Annotated in this window: 15 protein-coding genes and 1 other annotated feature (1 of these 16 running past the window's edge); of the genes, 10 read left to right on the forward strand and 5 right to left on the reverse strand. The window is 39.0% G+C overall.

The genetic code is table 11. The annotated features are described in order from the left end of the window. Positions 1-23: 23 nt before the first annotated feature. Together IGI49_RS23695 and IGI49_RS23700 are read right to left on the reverse strand one after the other, a co-directional pair. Positions 24-1553, reverse strand: a complete 1530-nt coding sequence (locus IGI49_RS23695; protein WP_429965178.1) for a helix-turn-helix domain-containing protein — start codon at positions 1551-1553, stop codon at positions 24-26. Further along, positions 1550-3070: a helix-turn-helix domain-containing protein gene (locus IGI49_RS23700; protein ID WP_429965177.1), complete on the reverse strand. Its 1521-nt coding sequence runs from the start codon at positions 3068-3070 to the stop codon at positions 1550-1552. Before IGI49_RS23700 ends, IGI49_RS23695 begins: the two co-directional genes overlap by 4 nt. A gap of 313 nt (positions 3071-3383) precedes the next feature. Between IGI49_RS23700 and IGI49_RS23705 the strand changes: the two genes are divergently transcribed. The 3 genes from IGI49_RS23705 (at position 3384) to IGI49_RS23715 (ending at position 5614) form a co-directional block, all read left to right on the forward strand. Then, positions 3384-3659: an HU family DNA-binding protein gene (locus IGI49_RS23705; RefSeq protein WP_278253180.1), complete on the forward strand. Its 276-nt coding sequence runs from the start codon at positions 3384-3386 to the stop codon at positions 3657-3659. 217 nt (positions 3660-3876) lie between these two features. Then, on the forward strand, positions 3877-4770 hold the full coding sequence (locus IGI49_RS23710) for a permease (protein ID WP_429965176.1): 894 nt from the start codon (positions 3877-3879) through the stop codon (positions 4768-4770). Between the two features lie 10 nt (positions 4771-4780). Beyond that, positions 4781-5614: a TIGR03943 family putative permease subunit gene (locus IGI49_RS23715; RefSeq protein WP_429965175.1), complete on the forward strand. Its 834-nt coding sequence runs from the start codon at positions 4781-4783 to the stop codon at positions 5612-5614. A gap of 45 nt (positions 5615-5659) precedes the next feature. Here the strand turns inward: IGI49_RS23715 and IGI49_RS23720 are convergent, their stop codons facing one another. After that, a complete protein-coding gene (locus tag IGI49_RS23720) occupies positions 5660-6817 on the reverse strand; it encodes a cation diffusion facilitator family transporter (protein ID WP_429965174.1) in 1158 nt (385 codons plus the stop codon). A gap of 251 nt (positions 6818-7068) precedes the next feature. On the opposite strand from IGI49_RS23720, the gene IGI49_RS23725 reads away from it, so the two are divergent. From IGI49_RS23725 to IGI49_RS23735, 3 genes are all read left to right on the forward strand, one after another. Beyond that, positions 7069-7416, forward strand: coding sequence for a hypothetical protein (locus IGI49_RS23725; protein WP_207704496.1), 348 nt, complete (start codon positions 7069-7071; stop codon positions 7414-7416). Between the two features lie 753 nt (positions 7417-8169). Then, on the forward strand, positions 8170-10113 hold the full coding sequence (locus IGI49_RS23730) for a glucosaminidase domain-containing protein (RefSeq protein WP_429965173.1): 1944 nt from the start codon (positions 8170-8172) through the stop codon (positions 10111-10113). Between the two features lie 360 nt (positions 10114-10473). After that, entirely contained in the window at positions 10474-11613 is a 1140-nt protein-coding gene (locus IGI49_RS23735; RefSeq protein WP_429965172.1) for an NADH-dependent flavin oxidoreductase, read from the forward strand. A gap of 35 nt (positions 11614-11648) precedes the next feature. Here the strand turns inward: IGI49_RS23735 and IGI49_RS23740 are convergent, their stop codons facing one another. Next, positions 11649-11852 carry a hypothetical protein gene (locus tag IGI49_RS23740; RefSeq protein ID WP_429965171.1) on the reverse strand — a complete coding sequence of 68 codons (204 nt, stop codon included), beginning with the start codon at positions 11850-11852 and terminating at the stop codon, positions 11649-11651. A gap of 45 nt (positions 11853-11897) precedes the next feature. After that, the gene (locus IGI49_RS23745) at positions 11898-12344 is read right to left on the reverse strand and encodes an OsmC family protein (RefSeq protein WP_429965170.1); all 447 of its coding nucleotides are present in this window, start codon (positions 12342-12344) and stop codon (positions 11898-11900) included. A 160-nt stretch (positions 12345-12504) separates the two neighbouring features. Here IGI49_RS23745 and IGI49_RS23750 point away from each other — a divergent pair, with 160 nt between their 5' ends. The 4 genes from IGI49_RS23750 to IGI49_RS23765 all read left to right on the forward strand — a co-directional run bounded on the left by IGI49_RS23750 (position 12505) and on the right by IGI49_RS23765 (position 15971). After that, on the forward strand, positions 12505-13377 hold the full coding sequence (locus IGI49_RS23750) for a formate/nitrite transporter family protein (protein WP_429965169.1): 873 nt from the start codon (positions 12505-12507) through the stop codon (positions 13375-13377). A gap of 160 nt (positions 13378-13537) precedes the next feature. Beyond that, the gene (yidA, locus tag IGI49_RS23755) at positions 13538-14350 is read left to right on the forward strand and encodes a sugar-phosphatase (RefSeq protein ID WP_429965168.1); all 813 of its coding nucleotides are present in this window, start codon (positions 13538-13540) and stop codon (positions 14348-14350) included. Positions 14351-14419: 69 nt separating this feature from the next. Next, on the forward strand, positions 14420-14758 hold the full coding sequence (locus tag IGI49_RS23760; protein WP_207704502.1) for an iron-sulfur cluster biosynthesis family protein: 339 nt from the start codon (positions 14420-14422) through the stop codon (positions 14756-14758). 109 nt (positions 14759-14867) lie between these two features. Continuing rightward, positions 14868-15971 (forward strand): NADH-dependent flavin oxidoreductase, encoded by a 1104-nt coding sequence (locus IGI49_RS23765; protein ID WP_429965167.1) that lies wholly within the window; start codon positions 14868-14870, stop codon positions 15969-15971. A 68-nt stretch (positions 15972-16039) separates the two neighbouring features. Beyond that, positions 16040-16225, forward strand: a binding site (T-box leader) (it continues 40 nt past the right edge of the window).

Genomic DNA, 16225 nt, shown 5'->3' on the forward strand with positions numbered 1-16225 from the left:
CACAATGAAAGCAGCGGAGGATTTTACAAAACTCCGCTGCTTTTATTCGTTCTTATGTTTTTTTTCTGATAAATTTTTTCCACCATGTGCTGAAGTTTGTGCAATTTGAAAATGCTGGGGCATGATTCAATGGCCAAAATTGGGGTAGAACAGGGCGGCAGGTCAATTTCCGAAGTACGTAGAATCAAGTCATGGTTGTTAAGTTCTTCTAGATAGTTAGTTTGGTCTAGATAATTGAAGGTGCTGTGGGAAATTGTATAATTGCCACGTACGGATGATTGAATTAATTGAGCTAACAGACCTTCTCGAGTTGTAGGATCGGAGGCTACAATTAGTAAGCGGACGGGTTCATCATATTGCTTCATACCGGTTAGGCATTCCGGTACAGCAGCAATAAGCTGATAAACATAGCCATTTATAAATTCTTCTGATTGAAAACAATGATACTTTGTTGTAAATCGCGTGACCAACTGGCGAATCTTATGTACACAATGTGCATGAAAATTTTCCAACAAATTAATATAATCCTGTTTCCCGTCACGCAATAGACTGATGTATTCCTTGGTATCAATATGATATAGATTTTGGTTGATTAGCAGATCAGTCAACTGACTTTTCTTTTCACTGGTTAAGGGCTCCAGCAGCAAATCATCAAACTCTTCAACTAGCTGGTAATGATTGGCGTATTGTTGAGATAAGAAGTAGTTGGTGAACAAGGCATGCCGTTTCTGCTGCTCACCCAATAAAACTAAGTCACAATATAAAAGCCAAAAAGACTCTTTCATTACTTCGTGTGTATAGCTGATCCCAAATTCTTTCAATAATTCTTTATCAAATTCCCTGCAGATCTTTTGGTCTGGCGGTGTAACGTGTAAAGAGCTCAAAAAATATTGCGGGAAAAAATGGTGGTGCCTGACGCGTTCCAGGCTAATAAAAAACATCATCCGCAAGCGACGATACTGTGCATACGAGCAATTCAACTGATTATTTTCTATTAACGAGCGTAACACAGCGTCGCCTTTTTCAAACAATTCATTGGAATAGCACAACTCACTTTTTTGGGTCTTTTTTTCGAAAAAAAGCAAATAGAAAAGGTGACGAATCGCTTTTTCATTTCCTACAAGACGATATGGCTTGCGTTCTATTGTCAAATTCCAACAAGCAATTACGTTCTCCAATTCTGTAAGATGAGCTTGCAGAGTAGCTACACTGCAGTGAAGTGCTTTAGCTAACTTTTGCAATGTAAAAAATTCTTCAAAAAGTGTTATTTCCAAAATTTTGAAAGAAAGCGATTGGCGAATTAATGAAGAAATAAGGGCATCAATCGTTGCATTTTCAGCTACCATCAAGGAGTATAAACCATTCTCCCGATGAATATAATAAGGATCTTCATTCTGGTTAATCGACCGGATATAGCGTGACAAAGCAGGAGGTGTACAATCTAGAAGTTGTATCAGCTGATCGCTTGTTTTAGGATGTTTAGAATAGTATAAGGTTTCGATCAACAGCAGCTTACGCTGACTTTCACGTTTGAGCAAGCAGCGCAGGTTCATACAACTTTCCCTTCCTTTGTTAAAAATGACTGATCATAATTGTCAATAAACTGTTGAATCGACCGAAAATCTTTTAAGGTCGGATAGGAATTAATTAAGATTATTGGGCACTTGCTTTCCAGCTCAGGCATCGTAACATCAGTGATAAGCAGATCATAGTTCTTAGTTAGACGAGTTAACTCCTGTTGCGTAATAAAAGGATAGCTGTGATAATGATAATCCAAAGACTTGCCAATCCAATTTTTCAAAATGTTTCGCCAAAAGCGTTCTTGATTTGGTGAAGTATCCGACAACAGCAGAACGGTTAAAGGTTTTTCTTGAATGGAAAGCCGATCCAATAAATTATCAATTGACACAATCAAGCTGTACAAATAAACGTCCATCGTCTCTTCAAACACGGGCAGTCGATGCCTGCTTAAAAACTTCCCAATTATCGTAGTTAAATGATTCATAGGACGGGCATAGATTTTCTTTAGCTGCAGGAGGCTGTACTTCTTTTGTTGAGACAAGATTTGTATTGGTCTTTTTTTAGGGTAATAGATGAATAACTCATTTCCTAAATGACGCAGAGCTTCTTGAATTTCATTTTCTGACAAGAGATTCCCTGAGGCCTCATTAATTGATTTTAGCAACCTGATATGTTGAGAATAAAAACGTGCCAAATTTTTATTGTTTTCTTGCAAACTATCTTGCTGCTGAGCAGTTAAGACAAGATTGCCGGAGAAGAGCGGCCAAAGAGCCTCCACAGACAAATTATCATTAAAGATTAAGCGACATTCCATTTTTATCCGAAGAATCAATTCAGAATGTTCCGACTTTTCTGGTAGTTGTAAACACGACGTATCGGCCTGATCAATATTCAGCTTATATCTCCTCCGCCGCCGATGCAGGCAAATTAGGAAATTGTGCATTAGATAGAAGTGAACGTTCATCGTATTTTTCACCTGGTTATTAACCAACAAAACGCGAATATATTGATCAACTAGGTGGACCAAGGTCGATGAAAATCCATAATCCTGAAAAGAAAAACGATGCTCTTTAAAGAACAGGTAATAAAAATGACGAAGAAGTTCCTCGTTGCCTGCAATTCTTAAAGGGCGGTTACGTAGTCTAATTTTCCATTGTTCAAGAAGTGTGTTCAGTGGGTTCAACTTAGAATAGAAGCTTGAAAAACTGCAATTTAAATAGTTAGCATTCTCTTGAATAGTATCAAAGCGTTGAAAAAATAATCGTTTTAATACTTGGAAGTCCAGTGAAGTTTTTAATGTTTCCGCATACAATGAATCAATAGAAGCATACGAGTGAAATTGTACGATATACCCGCCCTTGGTTTTAAAAATATTTAAAGGAAATTTTTCATTGTTTAACGCGTAAACGTCTTTGTGCAAAGCTGGTAATGAGCAGCCTAATACATTCGTTAAGTGATCGGCAGATAAAGGGTAATCTGCATAATAGAGCAATTCAACTAAGTGAAGTCTTCGTTTGGTTTCTAGTTTCAACATTTCCCGTACGTTCATTTTCCCATTCCTTTTTAAGCTAATCTAATTTTGAAAAGTGACAAAACAATCACTATTTTGGTGAAAAACATCACCTTTAGTTATTTATCTAAATATAGTCGATAATCATTATAAGGAAAAAGTTGTGATAATAAGCGAAAAGTGTAAGGCTTAAAAAAATCTTAGTAATAATTATTTTATTTTTGATTTCCAATTAAATAAAAAAGAAATTTAGCGGAAAAATTCGCGAAACTGAGAGATAACAGTTGCCTTTCTGTTGAAGAACGAATAGAATTATCTTTGGAATAATTAAAAGAATGATGGAGGCTATATCATGATGAATAAGCAAAGCTTAGTAGAAAAAGTAGCAGAAAAAACTGGTTTGACGAAGAAAGACGCAACAGCAGCTGTAGATTCTTTATTCGACAGCATCCAAGACGCTTTAAAAGACGGCGAAAAAGTTCAAGTTATCGGCTTTGGTAACTTTGAAGTACGTGAACGTGCAGCTCGTAAAGGCCGCAACCCTCAAACAGGTGAAGAAATCACTATTGCAGCAAGCAAATCACCAGCTTTCAAAGCCGGCAAACAATTAAAAGATTCAGTAAAATAGTGTGATAGGCTGCCTAAAAAGGGCAGCTTTTTCTTTTGAGCCTGATTGTTTTTTTGTTTTTTCAAGCGGTCCATGGGGAAGAGATTATAAAATAATATTCGTTATTTAAATGTAGACAAATAAGAGAATCTTAAGACACAGGTCAAACCTTAAAAAAGGACTTGTGTCTTTTTTTGCGTAGGCGTATAGTAATGAGCGATAAAGAGGAGGTAGTGGAATGCTGACATTTATTCCCCATTCAATCCTGCAAATGAGCACCATTTTTCTTTCCATTGTAGTGGAGGCTGTTCCTTTTGTAATGCTGGGCTGCATTATTTCAGGTGCTCTGCAAGTATTTTTAACGGCTGAAAGAGTTCAGCGTCTGGTGCCCAAAAATAAATTTTTAGCTATTTTAGTCGGTTCCGCTTTAGGCTTTTTCTTTCCATCCTGCGAATGTGGGATTGTGCCAATTGTCACACAGTTCATGAAGAAGGGCGTTCCTGAATATACGGCTTTTGCTTTTATGGTTACGGCACCTATTATTAATCCAATTGTTCTGTTTGCTACTTTCATCGCTTTAGGCAATAGTACCCGTTTTGCCTTGCTACGAGTGGGGGGAAGCTTGCTGGTTGCTTTAGTGATTGGGTCGTGGATCGCTTACTTTAATAAGTTGCCAATAATGAAGGAAGAGCTGCTGAGTGATACCCATCACCATGGGCATGCGCATTCATCAAAAAAAGGTAGTCGTGTGTTTTCAGTCTTAGCCCATGCGATCGATGAGTTTTTCGATACAGGCCGCTACTTAATTATCGGTGGATTAATTGCTGCAAGTATGCAGGTTTATTTGCCGACGCAAGTGCTGCTGCAGTTGACTTCTTCAAAGCTAATTTCTATTTTGGTGATGCTGATCTTAGCCTTTACTATGTCTTTATGCTCTGAGGCAGATGCTTTTGTAGGCTCTTCCTTATTGTCCCTGTTCGGAGTTAATTCAGTGGTGGCATTTTTAGTATTTGGACCAATGGTAGATATTAAGAACTTAATGATGATGAAACGAGTCTTTCATGGCAAATTCATCGTACAGTTGCTGGCTTTGATCACACTAGTGGTGACAGTTTATGCTTACTTAATATAGGAGGAAAAGGATGCTTCGTTTTTTGATCTTATCAGGCTATTTCGAATGGATGATGTACCTGCAAGTATCAGGTAAGCTGAATCAGTACATCAATATCCACTATATTTATTTAGTTTACTTAACCATGGGTCTTTCCTTGCTGTTGGCCCTGGTTCAATTGAAGATTTGGGTTGGAAAAAGTGAAGGAAAAGAGCTCAGCAATGACCATGGACATGATCACGGATTAACCAAGCCTTCTCAAAAAATAATTGCTTATTTATTATTGAGTCTGCCATTAATTGCAGGAACACTATTCCCAACAATCAGCTTGGACACGACAATTGTCGAAGCGAAAGGATTTAGTTTTCCGATAAGCAAGGAATCTGTAGGTGACCCGGAGATGAACACACAATACCTAAAACCGGATACTAGTATCTACTATAATAAGGACGATTACGATCAGCAAATGGATGATTTATTAAATAAATATCGAGAAAATGATGTATTAAGAGTTACGGATGAGAATTATCTCGAGGTGATGGAGCTGATTTATAATTACCCGAATACGTTTGTGGGGAAGAAGCTCTCTTACGATGGCTTTGATTACCAAACTACGAAAGAACAAACCTACAACTTCCTATTCCGGTTTGGAATTATCCATTGTGTCGCTGATTCTGGTGTATTTGGTTTGATGATGCGTCTACCAGAAAATACACAGGTGGACAATAATCAGTGGTTGCATGTGGAAGGAACGATTGAGCTGGATTACTTTGAACCCTTCAAACGTCAATTACCTGCTCTGGCTGTGGAACAAGTACAACCCATTGCTGCCCCCAAGAATCAATATGTTTACCGCTCTTTTTAGAATACAGCAAAGCCGCCGAGGAGAAAATTCTTCGGCGGCTTTTTTCTATAATAGATAGGTTCGATCAAACGTAATAGACATGGTAGCGGCTTTATTATCTTTGAGATAGTTTTCTGTAATTAATGCCTGCAGTTCTTCATTTTTCAGGCGCAGCTCTTCAGGGACTACCAAATCAAAGTAGATGACCTCTGGGACTGTATGCGTATCAATTCGCAAATCATGCAGGCGCAGCTGAGGATGAATTTCCCGTAATGTCTGCTTCAATTTAGGAGCCACACGTTTGAAATTTTGATCATCTAAAGGATAAGGATCTACATGACAGACGAGATCTACTTCAAGGTTTGATTTGACTTCCTGCTCGATTGTATCAATTACTTCGTGTGCATGAGCCAAGCTCCAATCCTGATTCACTTCAATATGAACCGAAGCAAACACACTATTTGGACCATAGCTGTGAATTAGTAAATCGTGGTAACCAATAATATCAGGAAATTTATCTAAATGCGCGCGAATCGCACCAATTTCATCGTCTGGAGCCCGAACGCCCATCAACTCATCAATAAATTCCTTAATCATCTTAACTCCAGTATAAATAATGTATAAAGCAATTAGAAATCCAACATAGCCGTCAATTCGCCAGCCAGTCAACCACTCGATAATAGCCGAGAATAAGACGGCAATTGTTGTATACACGTCATTCAAGCTATCCTGCGCAGTAGCCTTCAGCGTATTGGACTGAATGGCCCCGCCAAGCTTGCGATACATCAACCCTTGCCAAATTTTCGTTATAATCGACAAAATCAGTACAATATAAACAATCGAAGAAAGCTGGACACTGGATGGATCAAGAATTTTTACAAAAGAACTGTCCAGAAAACGTATTCCGACATAAGTAACTAAAATGGAAATCACAAAGCCGCTGACGTATTCAAAGCGTTCGTGACCATAAGGATGGTCCTTGTCAGCAGGTTTACCAGCTACTTTAAAGCCGGCTAAGGTAATGATGGAAGAGGCTGTGTCTGATAAGTTGTTCATCGCATCAGCTGTAATCGAGACACTGCCAGAGAGGGTACCAATGAAAAGCTTAGCTAGAAAGAGTGCTAAGTTTGTCAATAAGCCCATAATACCAGCTACGATCCCAACTGCAGTTCGTTCACTGGTTTTGAAAGTTCGTTTTACTTTTGTAATGATAGTTGTTAGCATAATGTTCACCCTTTATTTGGCATTAAATGATAGTATAGCGCAAATAAAAGTCAGAAAAAAGCTTTAAGGCAAGCCTAAATGATAAAAAATACTATTAAAGGTAAACTTTAAATATTTGAAGTTTACCTTTAATAGCGAGGATCACCTATTTCTGAGGTTTCAATAAATTTTTGGTGTTGTTATAAGACATTAGGCTTTTCTTTCTTTATAATAGAATGAAAAGGTAAACAAATGTCGAGGAGGAACTAGTTATGGATAAGCAATCAACAGATATCTTATTATGGGACGTTGAAAATGAGGATGTGTTAATTGCCTTAAAAGATTTCAGTGAAGACTGGAAGGTTTCACAAAACAGCGACTTAAATGAATATTTGCGTAGCTACCCTGGCTATTTTAAAAGTGACAAGTCAACGAGAGAAGCTATGCGATTAGTTTTAGGCTATGCCAAAGAACTAATGGATGGAAGCCGCAGCTCGGTTGGTTTTTATGAAAATAAAATTTGGACATTGGATAATGGCGATCAAGTCCGATTTGCCCACTACTACGAACGGGAGATTGCCAAATTGATGCAGGGAATCACTTCTGCTAAAAAGGACTAAACGTCACAGTTTAAGGAATACTTTAGTCAGTTAGAACGGTGTATTCATGAGTTTTTTGCTTACTTATGCTTTGCGGTTGGATATTTCCGTATCATAAAAAAATCTATAGTAATAGTAAAAGAGTTGATCAGTAGAGTACTGGTCAATTTTTTTATCAAAATTAGACGAGGACTCAATGCATCATTACCTGAAAAGAACTTTAGCTTCTAGTTATAGGGAAGTGATTGATCCAGCAGGTTGTCCTCTCAATTCCGTATTATACTAAGCAAGAATTTAGTAGGGTTCTGCAGTTTGTCGATTAAAAATAAGGTGCGTAAAATGAAAGATCTAACGAACGTATTTTTGTTCGTTTTGCTCATTCAATTTTTTGTTCAGCTAATTCGTAATGAGGACTCTTCATAAAATCAGAAAAAAATAGAATGTAACGGAGCCTTTTTCTTTCTTTTAGTGGTGATTTTGTGGTTTTATATAGATGAACAGGTCAAGGGATTTGATTATTCTATTTGTATCGAGAAGTTAAATCAGCGTTGTAATAAGAAGTAGAAGTGGTTCTATTTTTAGACCGATAAAATGGTGAAAACAGAAAAATTATTTCCGGGAATAAAGTAATAAAAAATAGTGAAATTGATAGTAAATGAAGTGAATTTAATGAGGATTTTTTTAGACAAGCACACGAAAGCATGTTATCATATTAATATCATTTAGAATTGTTTGAATTCTAAAATTTTCTAACTAGAAATGAGGAACAAAACCTTGCAATATAAGAAGTTAGCCAGTTTATTAACATTGGGGGTGTTGATTGCCCCAACTGTTCTTTCAACGCAACAAGCGATGGCGATGGAAACACAAGATTCAACTGTTCAATCTAGCGAACAGACTACGGAGTCTACCGTGGAATCTACTACACCAGAGCCAACTCCAGAACCACAGCCTGAGCCTCAACCTCAGCCGGTTCCTGACCCAGAACCAGAGCCAACTCCAGAACCTGAACCAGAGCCGGAAGTGAAAACATTTGGCTTGTTTGCGGAAGGTCATGCTCTGACAGGGCACGATTACACGGATAGTGCTGGTAACGTTGTTCAGTTTGATTATTTTGCGGACATCCAAAAAGATGGCGTTGTTCAATACGCTGTGACATTGAAAGATCCAAATAAAACAGTGTTGAAAGAAGTAAAAATAATTAATCGGACGACTGGCACTCCTATCAAGAGCAGTGCTGATGCAGCTGATTCTTTCGTAATGCCTGAATCTGATGTTGAGATTCAACTGGTGATTGGAGCTAAAGAACAGCCAAAACCAGAAAAACCAGCTGAAAATACCAATAATGACAAAAAGCCAAGCGAACCAGTAAAAGAAGAAAAACCAGCGAATAATACCGGCAACAATACGGCAACACCAGCTCCAGCACCTGCGGAAGAAGCTAGACAACCCGAAGCAGGAGCAAGCGATATTCGAGTGCCTTCTGATCAACCAGTACCAACAATCGGAAATGATATACAAAATGCTATCGTTCAAGAAGCGTATCGTCATTTGGGCAAACCTTATGTATGGGGAGCAAAAGGTCCGAACGCTTTTGACTGTTCTGGTTTAGCTTATGCAGTTTATGCTGCAGCAACCGGTCACTACATCGGCGGATGGACAGGTGACCAGCAGTACTCAGGTACTCAAATACCAGTGAGCGATGCTCAACCAGGAGATTTATTGTTCTGGGGAGCACCAACAAGTGTAACGACACACGTAGCAATTTATATTGGCAATGGTCAATATATCCACGCTCCTCAGCCAGGGGATGTCGTAAAAATTGGCAGCTTAAGTGGGTTTATGCCAACCTTTGCGGTGCGCGTAAATGTTGCTGGACTACCAAAAGCAAGCAGTTCATTAGCGAATGCCTTTGGTCAGTACAGCTCTGATCAACCATTTGTTTTCAATAAGAATCAAACGACTGATCAGTTTATCGAAAAAATTGGTGAGTGGTCTCGTGAAATTGGCCAAAAGAACGGAATCTATTCTTCTGTCATGTTAGCTCAAGCAATTTTGGAGAGCGGCTCTGGTAACAGCTCATTAGCAGCAGAACCAAATTACAACTTGTTTGGTATTAAAGGAAAATATCAAAATACGAGTGTGGCTTTCCGCACTTTAGAGCAGGATGCAATCGGCAGCAGCTTCCAGATCACTGCTGAATTCCGTAAATACCCTTCTTACAAAGAGTCATTGGAAGATTATGCTGAACTGCTTAAAGAAGGTATTTCTGGCAACAAGGATTTCTACAAACCAGTATGGAAATCTGAAACGAAGACATATAAAGATGCTACTGAATACTTGCAAGGTCGTTATGCTACCGACAAGCGCTATGCTGAAAAGCTGAATGCTATTATCGATGCCTATAACTTAACCGAGTATGATCATGCGAAGAGTAAAGAAAAACAACGTCCTGAGCTTACTGATTTGAAGACAGGATTTACTCTAAGTGATACATTACGAACGAAACTGGTCACTACTTTAGGCTTTACCAACGAAATACCTGAAGTGATGTCGACTAAAACCTTCGTAAACTTATTCAGAGGAGACAGCCTGATTGCATTGGCTGCCAGCACAGTTCGTTCAAAAGAAAAAATTGAACAAACAACCTCACAGTCCTCACCTTTATATGTAGCTTTAAGTAAAAGTTTAGTGGCTGTACTGCCGCCAATCCAATAAAAGAACTATTCACAGCATGACTTGACGGTTATGCTGTGTTTTTTTGTCATGAAATCAGCTCATTCAGCAAGAGTTGCAAAATGATTATGAGCGATTTTATGGAAAAGACTATTTACATTTATTATAGGAACAAAGATAATAGAATTATAGAAAGCGCTTTACACGGTTGCTTTTTTAATATGTAACAGCTTTAGGTATATGAATTACCACTAAGACGTTTAATAAAAGGATCATTTCTGTGAAGTTGAGCGGGAGCAGGGCTAGAGACTTTCGACTTAATGGTGTGGAAGCATCAAAATAGTTCTGATGAATTTCCTAAATGATTATCAACTTACTTTGTAGTTAGAAAGAGGGATGAAGATGAGCGAAAAGTATCAAAAATTATTGGAACCACTGACCTTAACCAATGGTGCCAAGATTAATTATCGAATTGCTATGGCGCCGATGGTCGCACAGGGATCAAATCCGGATGGTACTGTTTCTGAGAATGATCTGGATTTCTATAGCGAACGTTCAAATGTAGCGGGGATAATTATTACTGGTGCAGCGACCGTTTCTGAACGAGGCAAGGGGTTTGATAAGCAATTATCGATTTCAGATGATACGTATATAGCAGGGCTAAAAAAACTGGCTGCCGTTTTGAAGAAGGATGGAAATAAAGCGATCATTCAATTGTATCATGGAGGAAGAGAAGCAAAGTCGAGCTATGATAAGTTTGGTGAAGTCGTTGCACCAAGTGCAGTGGAATTTCCATTCTTATCCTATACTCCACGGGCGTTAACTGAAGAGGAAATTCAAGATAGTATTGCAGCGTTTGGCGCAGCAACCAAGCGAGCAATAGAAGCTGGATTTGACGGTGTAGAAATTCATGGAGCGAATCATTACTTATTGCAGCAGTTCTTTTCGGCATATTCTAACCAACGAGATGATTTTTGGGGGAGCGCTTTAGAATGCCGGATGAATTTTCCTTTGGCGGTTGTAAAAGAGGTTAAACGAATGGCAAACGAATTTGCAAAACCTGATTTTATTGTGGGGTATCGTTACTCGCCTGAGGAAATCCATGGAGATACGATAGGATATACAGCTGAGGAATCACTGCAATTGATTGATAAAATTGTTGAGCACAAACTGGATTATATCCATGTTTCTATTTTTACTAAGTACAATGATAAGCCCTCAGGAAATGACAAAACCTTCGCTGAACTAACCAAGGAAGTTGTGGGAGATCGGGCTGCTGTTATCATCGTTTCAAATATTTTCTCAGCTGATGACGCGCTGAAGGCCTTAGAAAACGCAGATATTGCTGCAATAGGTCGTGAATCTTTGCTGGAGCCCAAATTTGCTGAAAAAATTGCTGCTGGCGAGGCGGATAGTATCCTTTCCAGGTTAACAGCTGATCGAGTGGACAGCCTTCAATTTCCTGAAAAATTAAAGGACTGGTTTTTGGAAGAGGGCAGTGCCCTGCCGCCACTTCCTGGAGATGAATACCTTAAAGCATAAACAAAAATGCTCTCGAAGCTGACGAGAGCATTTTTTTAACTGTTTCGACCAAGTAAGAAGATAAAAAGGATCATGTACAGGATAGCTATTTCCAAAATAGAAAAAAGTAGAATAAAGAATAGTTGAATCATCCGCTTTTCCTTAAACGATTTGATCGCACCAATCAGGATAAGTACTGGTGCTATTGCTAATAGAATAAATGGAAAGATAAAAATGCTGTCTCCAAGTGATTTAAACATCAGGGCCCCCTTTAGGATTGGCTTCAGCGACTGTTGACTGCGTGATCATGTGGTTGAATGGAAGGAAAGATTCGTTTCCATTTCAGGTGGATTGACTAGTGTATCCTTAACTGGGCAAGTTTTTTCAATAAAGGCGATGAAGGCTTCGATTTCAGCATGCGTATTTGCTGCTTCAATGGTGTAATTGGTTATAATTTTTGAGAAACCAATTTTAACGTCGGGTTTTCCTTTTAATCGGTCGGAGTCGATTTCTCCTAAGACTTCTACCTTCATTGATTTCAATTCAATCTCCTGAGCTTGATAGAAAAAACGAGCGACCATCATTTTGCAGGCGCCTAGAGAGCAAAGTAATGCTTCTAAGGGATTCATCGCAATATTTGAGCCACCAGCACTTTCGGGTTCATCAATTAGAAATTCAAAACCTCTTGCAGAGCATTTAAGCTGCAAACCACCTAGGGATTCTACTTCAGCTTTTAATACTTGTTTTGCCATCATATGTCCTCCTAAACTCTTTTCTTTATCATACCGTGTTTATTAGCAGGTTAAAAGATCCTCATGGCAAAATATTAATGAAAAAGAAGTTGAAAACGTGCTGAAAATAATGTATGATAGGTGCAATTGTGGTCCTATTTTAGGAGAAGGAAGGAAACAAATGAAGTCAAATTTAACAATGGAAATAGATGAGGATACGATGGAAAAATCAAAATCAACGGAAGTATCACAGGCAACTGTAAAATACTTCCCATTAATGAGCCAATTAGATAAATCAATTAAAAAGAAAAAGGAATTATTGGATAACAGTTTTGCGCGTTATGCTGTCCGATCCATGTTTGCTTGTTTATTTTTAGCATTAGGAACAGCGATTGCCTTTTATATCGCAATCCGCACACAAGAGGCCATACCTGGTTTAGAAAAAATGAGTTACGCTTTTATGTTTAGTTGGTCATTAGTAATGATTCTATTCATGAATGCTGAACTTGGAACCTCTAATATGCTTTATATGACGGTTGGCGTTTATCGTAAAAAGATTAAACTTGGTTTTGCAGCGAAATTATTATTCACTTGTATCTTATTCAATTTAATCGGCGGTGTGCTTTGCGGATATTTGCTTTCCCTAACTGCACCTTTTGGTCATTTAGAACCTGGCAATTATATGTTTACTGGTATTGCTGGTAAATTGGCTAAGCCAACCGGTCAAATTCTGGTTGAAGGTATGTTTGCCAACATCGTAGTAAATACGGCTGTTTTAGTCAGCATGCGTATGAAGGACGATGCGGGTAAAGTTATGGCGATTATCTTCATCATCTTTATCTTTGCTTTCTTAGGTTATGAGCACGTTATTGCTAATTTCCCTGCTTTCTCATTGGCTTACTTTGCTTCTCACGGAACCATTGAAGGCATGACGACAGCAAGTGTCCTGCACAACCTTTTCTTCACGTTGATTGGCAATTTTGTCGGCGGCGGATTGGTTATGGGATTAGGCTATGCTTGGTTAAATAAAACAGACACTTCATATGTGGATTAAACACTGCTTTGGCAGTGTTTTTTTCTTGTGTTATTCTCCATTTGTGGCAAACGGTAAATATTTTTCAGGCGGCAATAAATTCTTGCGGTTGCTTTGGGATTGTGGTTAACTGGTAAATGGAGCAATTTTCTATTTTAAGCGGGAATAATAGGAGGAAATTATGGCAGTAAAATTAGTTGCTATTGATATGGATGGCACATTATTAAATGAACGAGGCGAGCTTTCGCCAGCTGTAATCGAAAGTGTAAAAAAAGCACGAAAGACAGGTGCGTACATTGTAATTTGTACGGGTCGACCATTATCAGGTGCTTTGGAGCAATTAGCAGATCTGGATTTGTTGTCGGTGGATGATTACGTTATTTCTTACAACGGAAGTCTAGTCTTAAACACAAATACATGGGATGTAGTCTCACAGCATGGGTTAACTCGGGACGATTTCTTGTACTTTGATATGCTGGCACGTAAGATCGGTGTTCACATTCATACAGTGAGCCGTGATTCGATTTACACGTCTAATCGCGATATTAGCCGTTACTCTGTTAATGAAGCCCATATGGTGAATTTGCCATTGAAGTATCGGACACCTGAAGAAATAGCGGATGAGGTATCACCAGTCAAGCTAATGATGATTGATGAACCTGAGATTTTAGAAGCAGCAATTAAGAAGATTCCTAAGCAGTTATTTGAAGAATACACCCTAGTAACCAGCTCACCTTATTATTTGGAAATCTTAAATAAAGAAGCCAGCAAAGGCTCTGCAGTTAAGGAATTGGCTGCTCATTTAGGGATTGAGCAAGCAGAGGTTATGGCAATTGGTGATGCGGAGAATGATTTGTCCATGTTGAAATTTGCCGGGATATCGGTAGCGATGGGAAATGCTACACCAGAGGTCAAAGCTGTTGCTAAATACGAAGTGGCTTCTAACCAAGAAGATGGTGTAAAAGAAGCTTTGGAACGCTGGGTCCTACAATAGAACGGTGAGCAGATTTGTTTCGTCTCCTTTTCCTCCGCGTTATAATTCAAAGAGAAGGAGGAGATAGTTATGAAGTTAGACATTCGCAAACAAGCAGTAGAAGCACTAACTGACAAACTTGGTTCAAATGAAGGCTTTATTTTAGCCTTGAACGACGGTTCTAACCAATTTTCAACCGTGGGCGGGTCTTGTGCTGTGGGCGATAAATTTCAAATCATTCCAACAGAAGGACCAACCGAGCAGTTTCAAGAAGTATTAGAAAATGACCGCTTTAAAGTGTATATCTCTGACGAAGAAAAAGTTTTCTTAGGCAATGAAGTGGTGATTGATTACAATGATCGCTTGAGCACCTTCTCTTTGAAGAATGAGAGTGGCACCTTAGATTCCAATATTTTATTGAAGAAATAGATCGTAGAAGCAATCCTGTGAATGTATCATGGGATTGCTTTTTTTATGCAAAGCTTTAGCCAACTTCTGCCTAGCTGTGCTATGCTTAAAAGAAAAAGGAGTGGATTAAATGGCTAAATTAACTGAACCACTAACTTTCAACCGGGGCTTAACCTTGAAGAATCGAGTTCTGATGGCTCCAATGACCACCAAAATGAGTTTTTTCGACGGCGTAGTGACACAAGACGAGGTTGATTATTATAGTATGCGTGCTGGTGAAATTGGCGCAGTCATTACCGGGGCAGCCAATGTACAGGAGGACGGCAAAGGCTGGGAAGGTGAGCTGGGTGTTTACGACGATAAATTTATTCCCGGGTTATCTAATCTGGCAGCGGGTATCAAACGCAATGGCACCAAGGCGATTCTGCAAATCTTTCATGGTGGCCGTATGACCAGCAGTCAGATTTTACGGGGGGTTCAGCCAGTTTCTGCTAGTGCGGTAGCAGCAGAGCGACCAGCGGCTGAAACTCCGCGTGAGATGGAAAGCGAAGAGGTTGCAGCTTTAATTAACAATTTTACAGCAGCCGCTAAACGGGCGATTTCAGCTGGCTTTGATGGAGTGGAATTGCACGGGGCAAATACCTATTTAATTCAACAGTTCTTTTCTCCTCATTCGAATCGACGAGAAGATGAATGGGGTGGGAGCTTGGACAAGCGGTATCATTTCATTGAGGAACTAGTAAAAGCTGTAACTACAGCAGTAGATGAGTCGGGTGCCGATAACTTTATTGTCGGATATCGTTTTTCACCAGAAGAATATGAAACACCAGGAATTCGATTTGAGGATACGTTGTATTTAGTTGATCATTTAGCAGACCTGTCATTGGATTATTTACATGTTTCTTTAAATCAAGCAGATAAAGTTTCAGCCAGTCAAGACTATCAGGAAAAATCAATGATGGCATATATTAAGGATAAGATCGCAGGTCGTGTACCACTTATTGGGGTCGGGGATGTTCGTACTGGTCAGGATGCAGAAGAAATTTTGTCTATGGCGGACGGAGTAGCTATAGGAAAAGCATTGTTGATGGATCCAAATTGGCTGCCTAAAGTAGTGAATGGTCAGGAAAAATTGATTCGTCACGAGCTTTCCCACTTTGATTGTGAGGAGCTGCGGATTAGTAATGGTGTCTGGGCATTTTTAGAGCAGATGATGCCAGAGCGTCTCTATTAAAAAGATCTAAACATTTTTTCATAAAAAGTGTTGACTCTTTTAATAAATAGGCGTATTATTTTAAAAAAATACAGGTTAAACAAAAGAGTAGTAACATGATTTTCTCTTTTCAGAGAGCTGATGGTGCTGTGAATCAGTAAGGAAAATGATGCGAATGGACTTTTGAACCGAGATTTTGAAGTAAGTAGGAATCTCCGGGAACTCCCGTTACAGAGAAAGGCTGTTGTTAGACAGCTGACAGAGATGCTTTTTAA

Source organism: Enterococcus sp. AZ071 (genome assembly GCF_050499065.1).
GTDB classification, from domain to species: domain Bacteria; phylum Bacillota; class Bacilli; order Lactobacillales; family Enterococcaceae; genus Enterococcus_A; species Enterococcus_A ferrettii.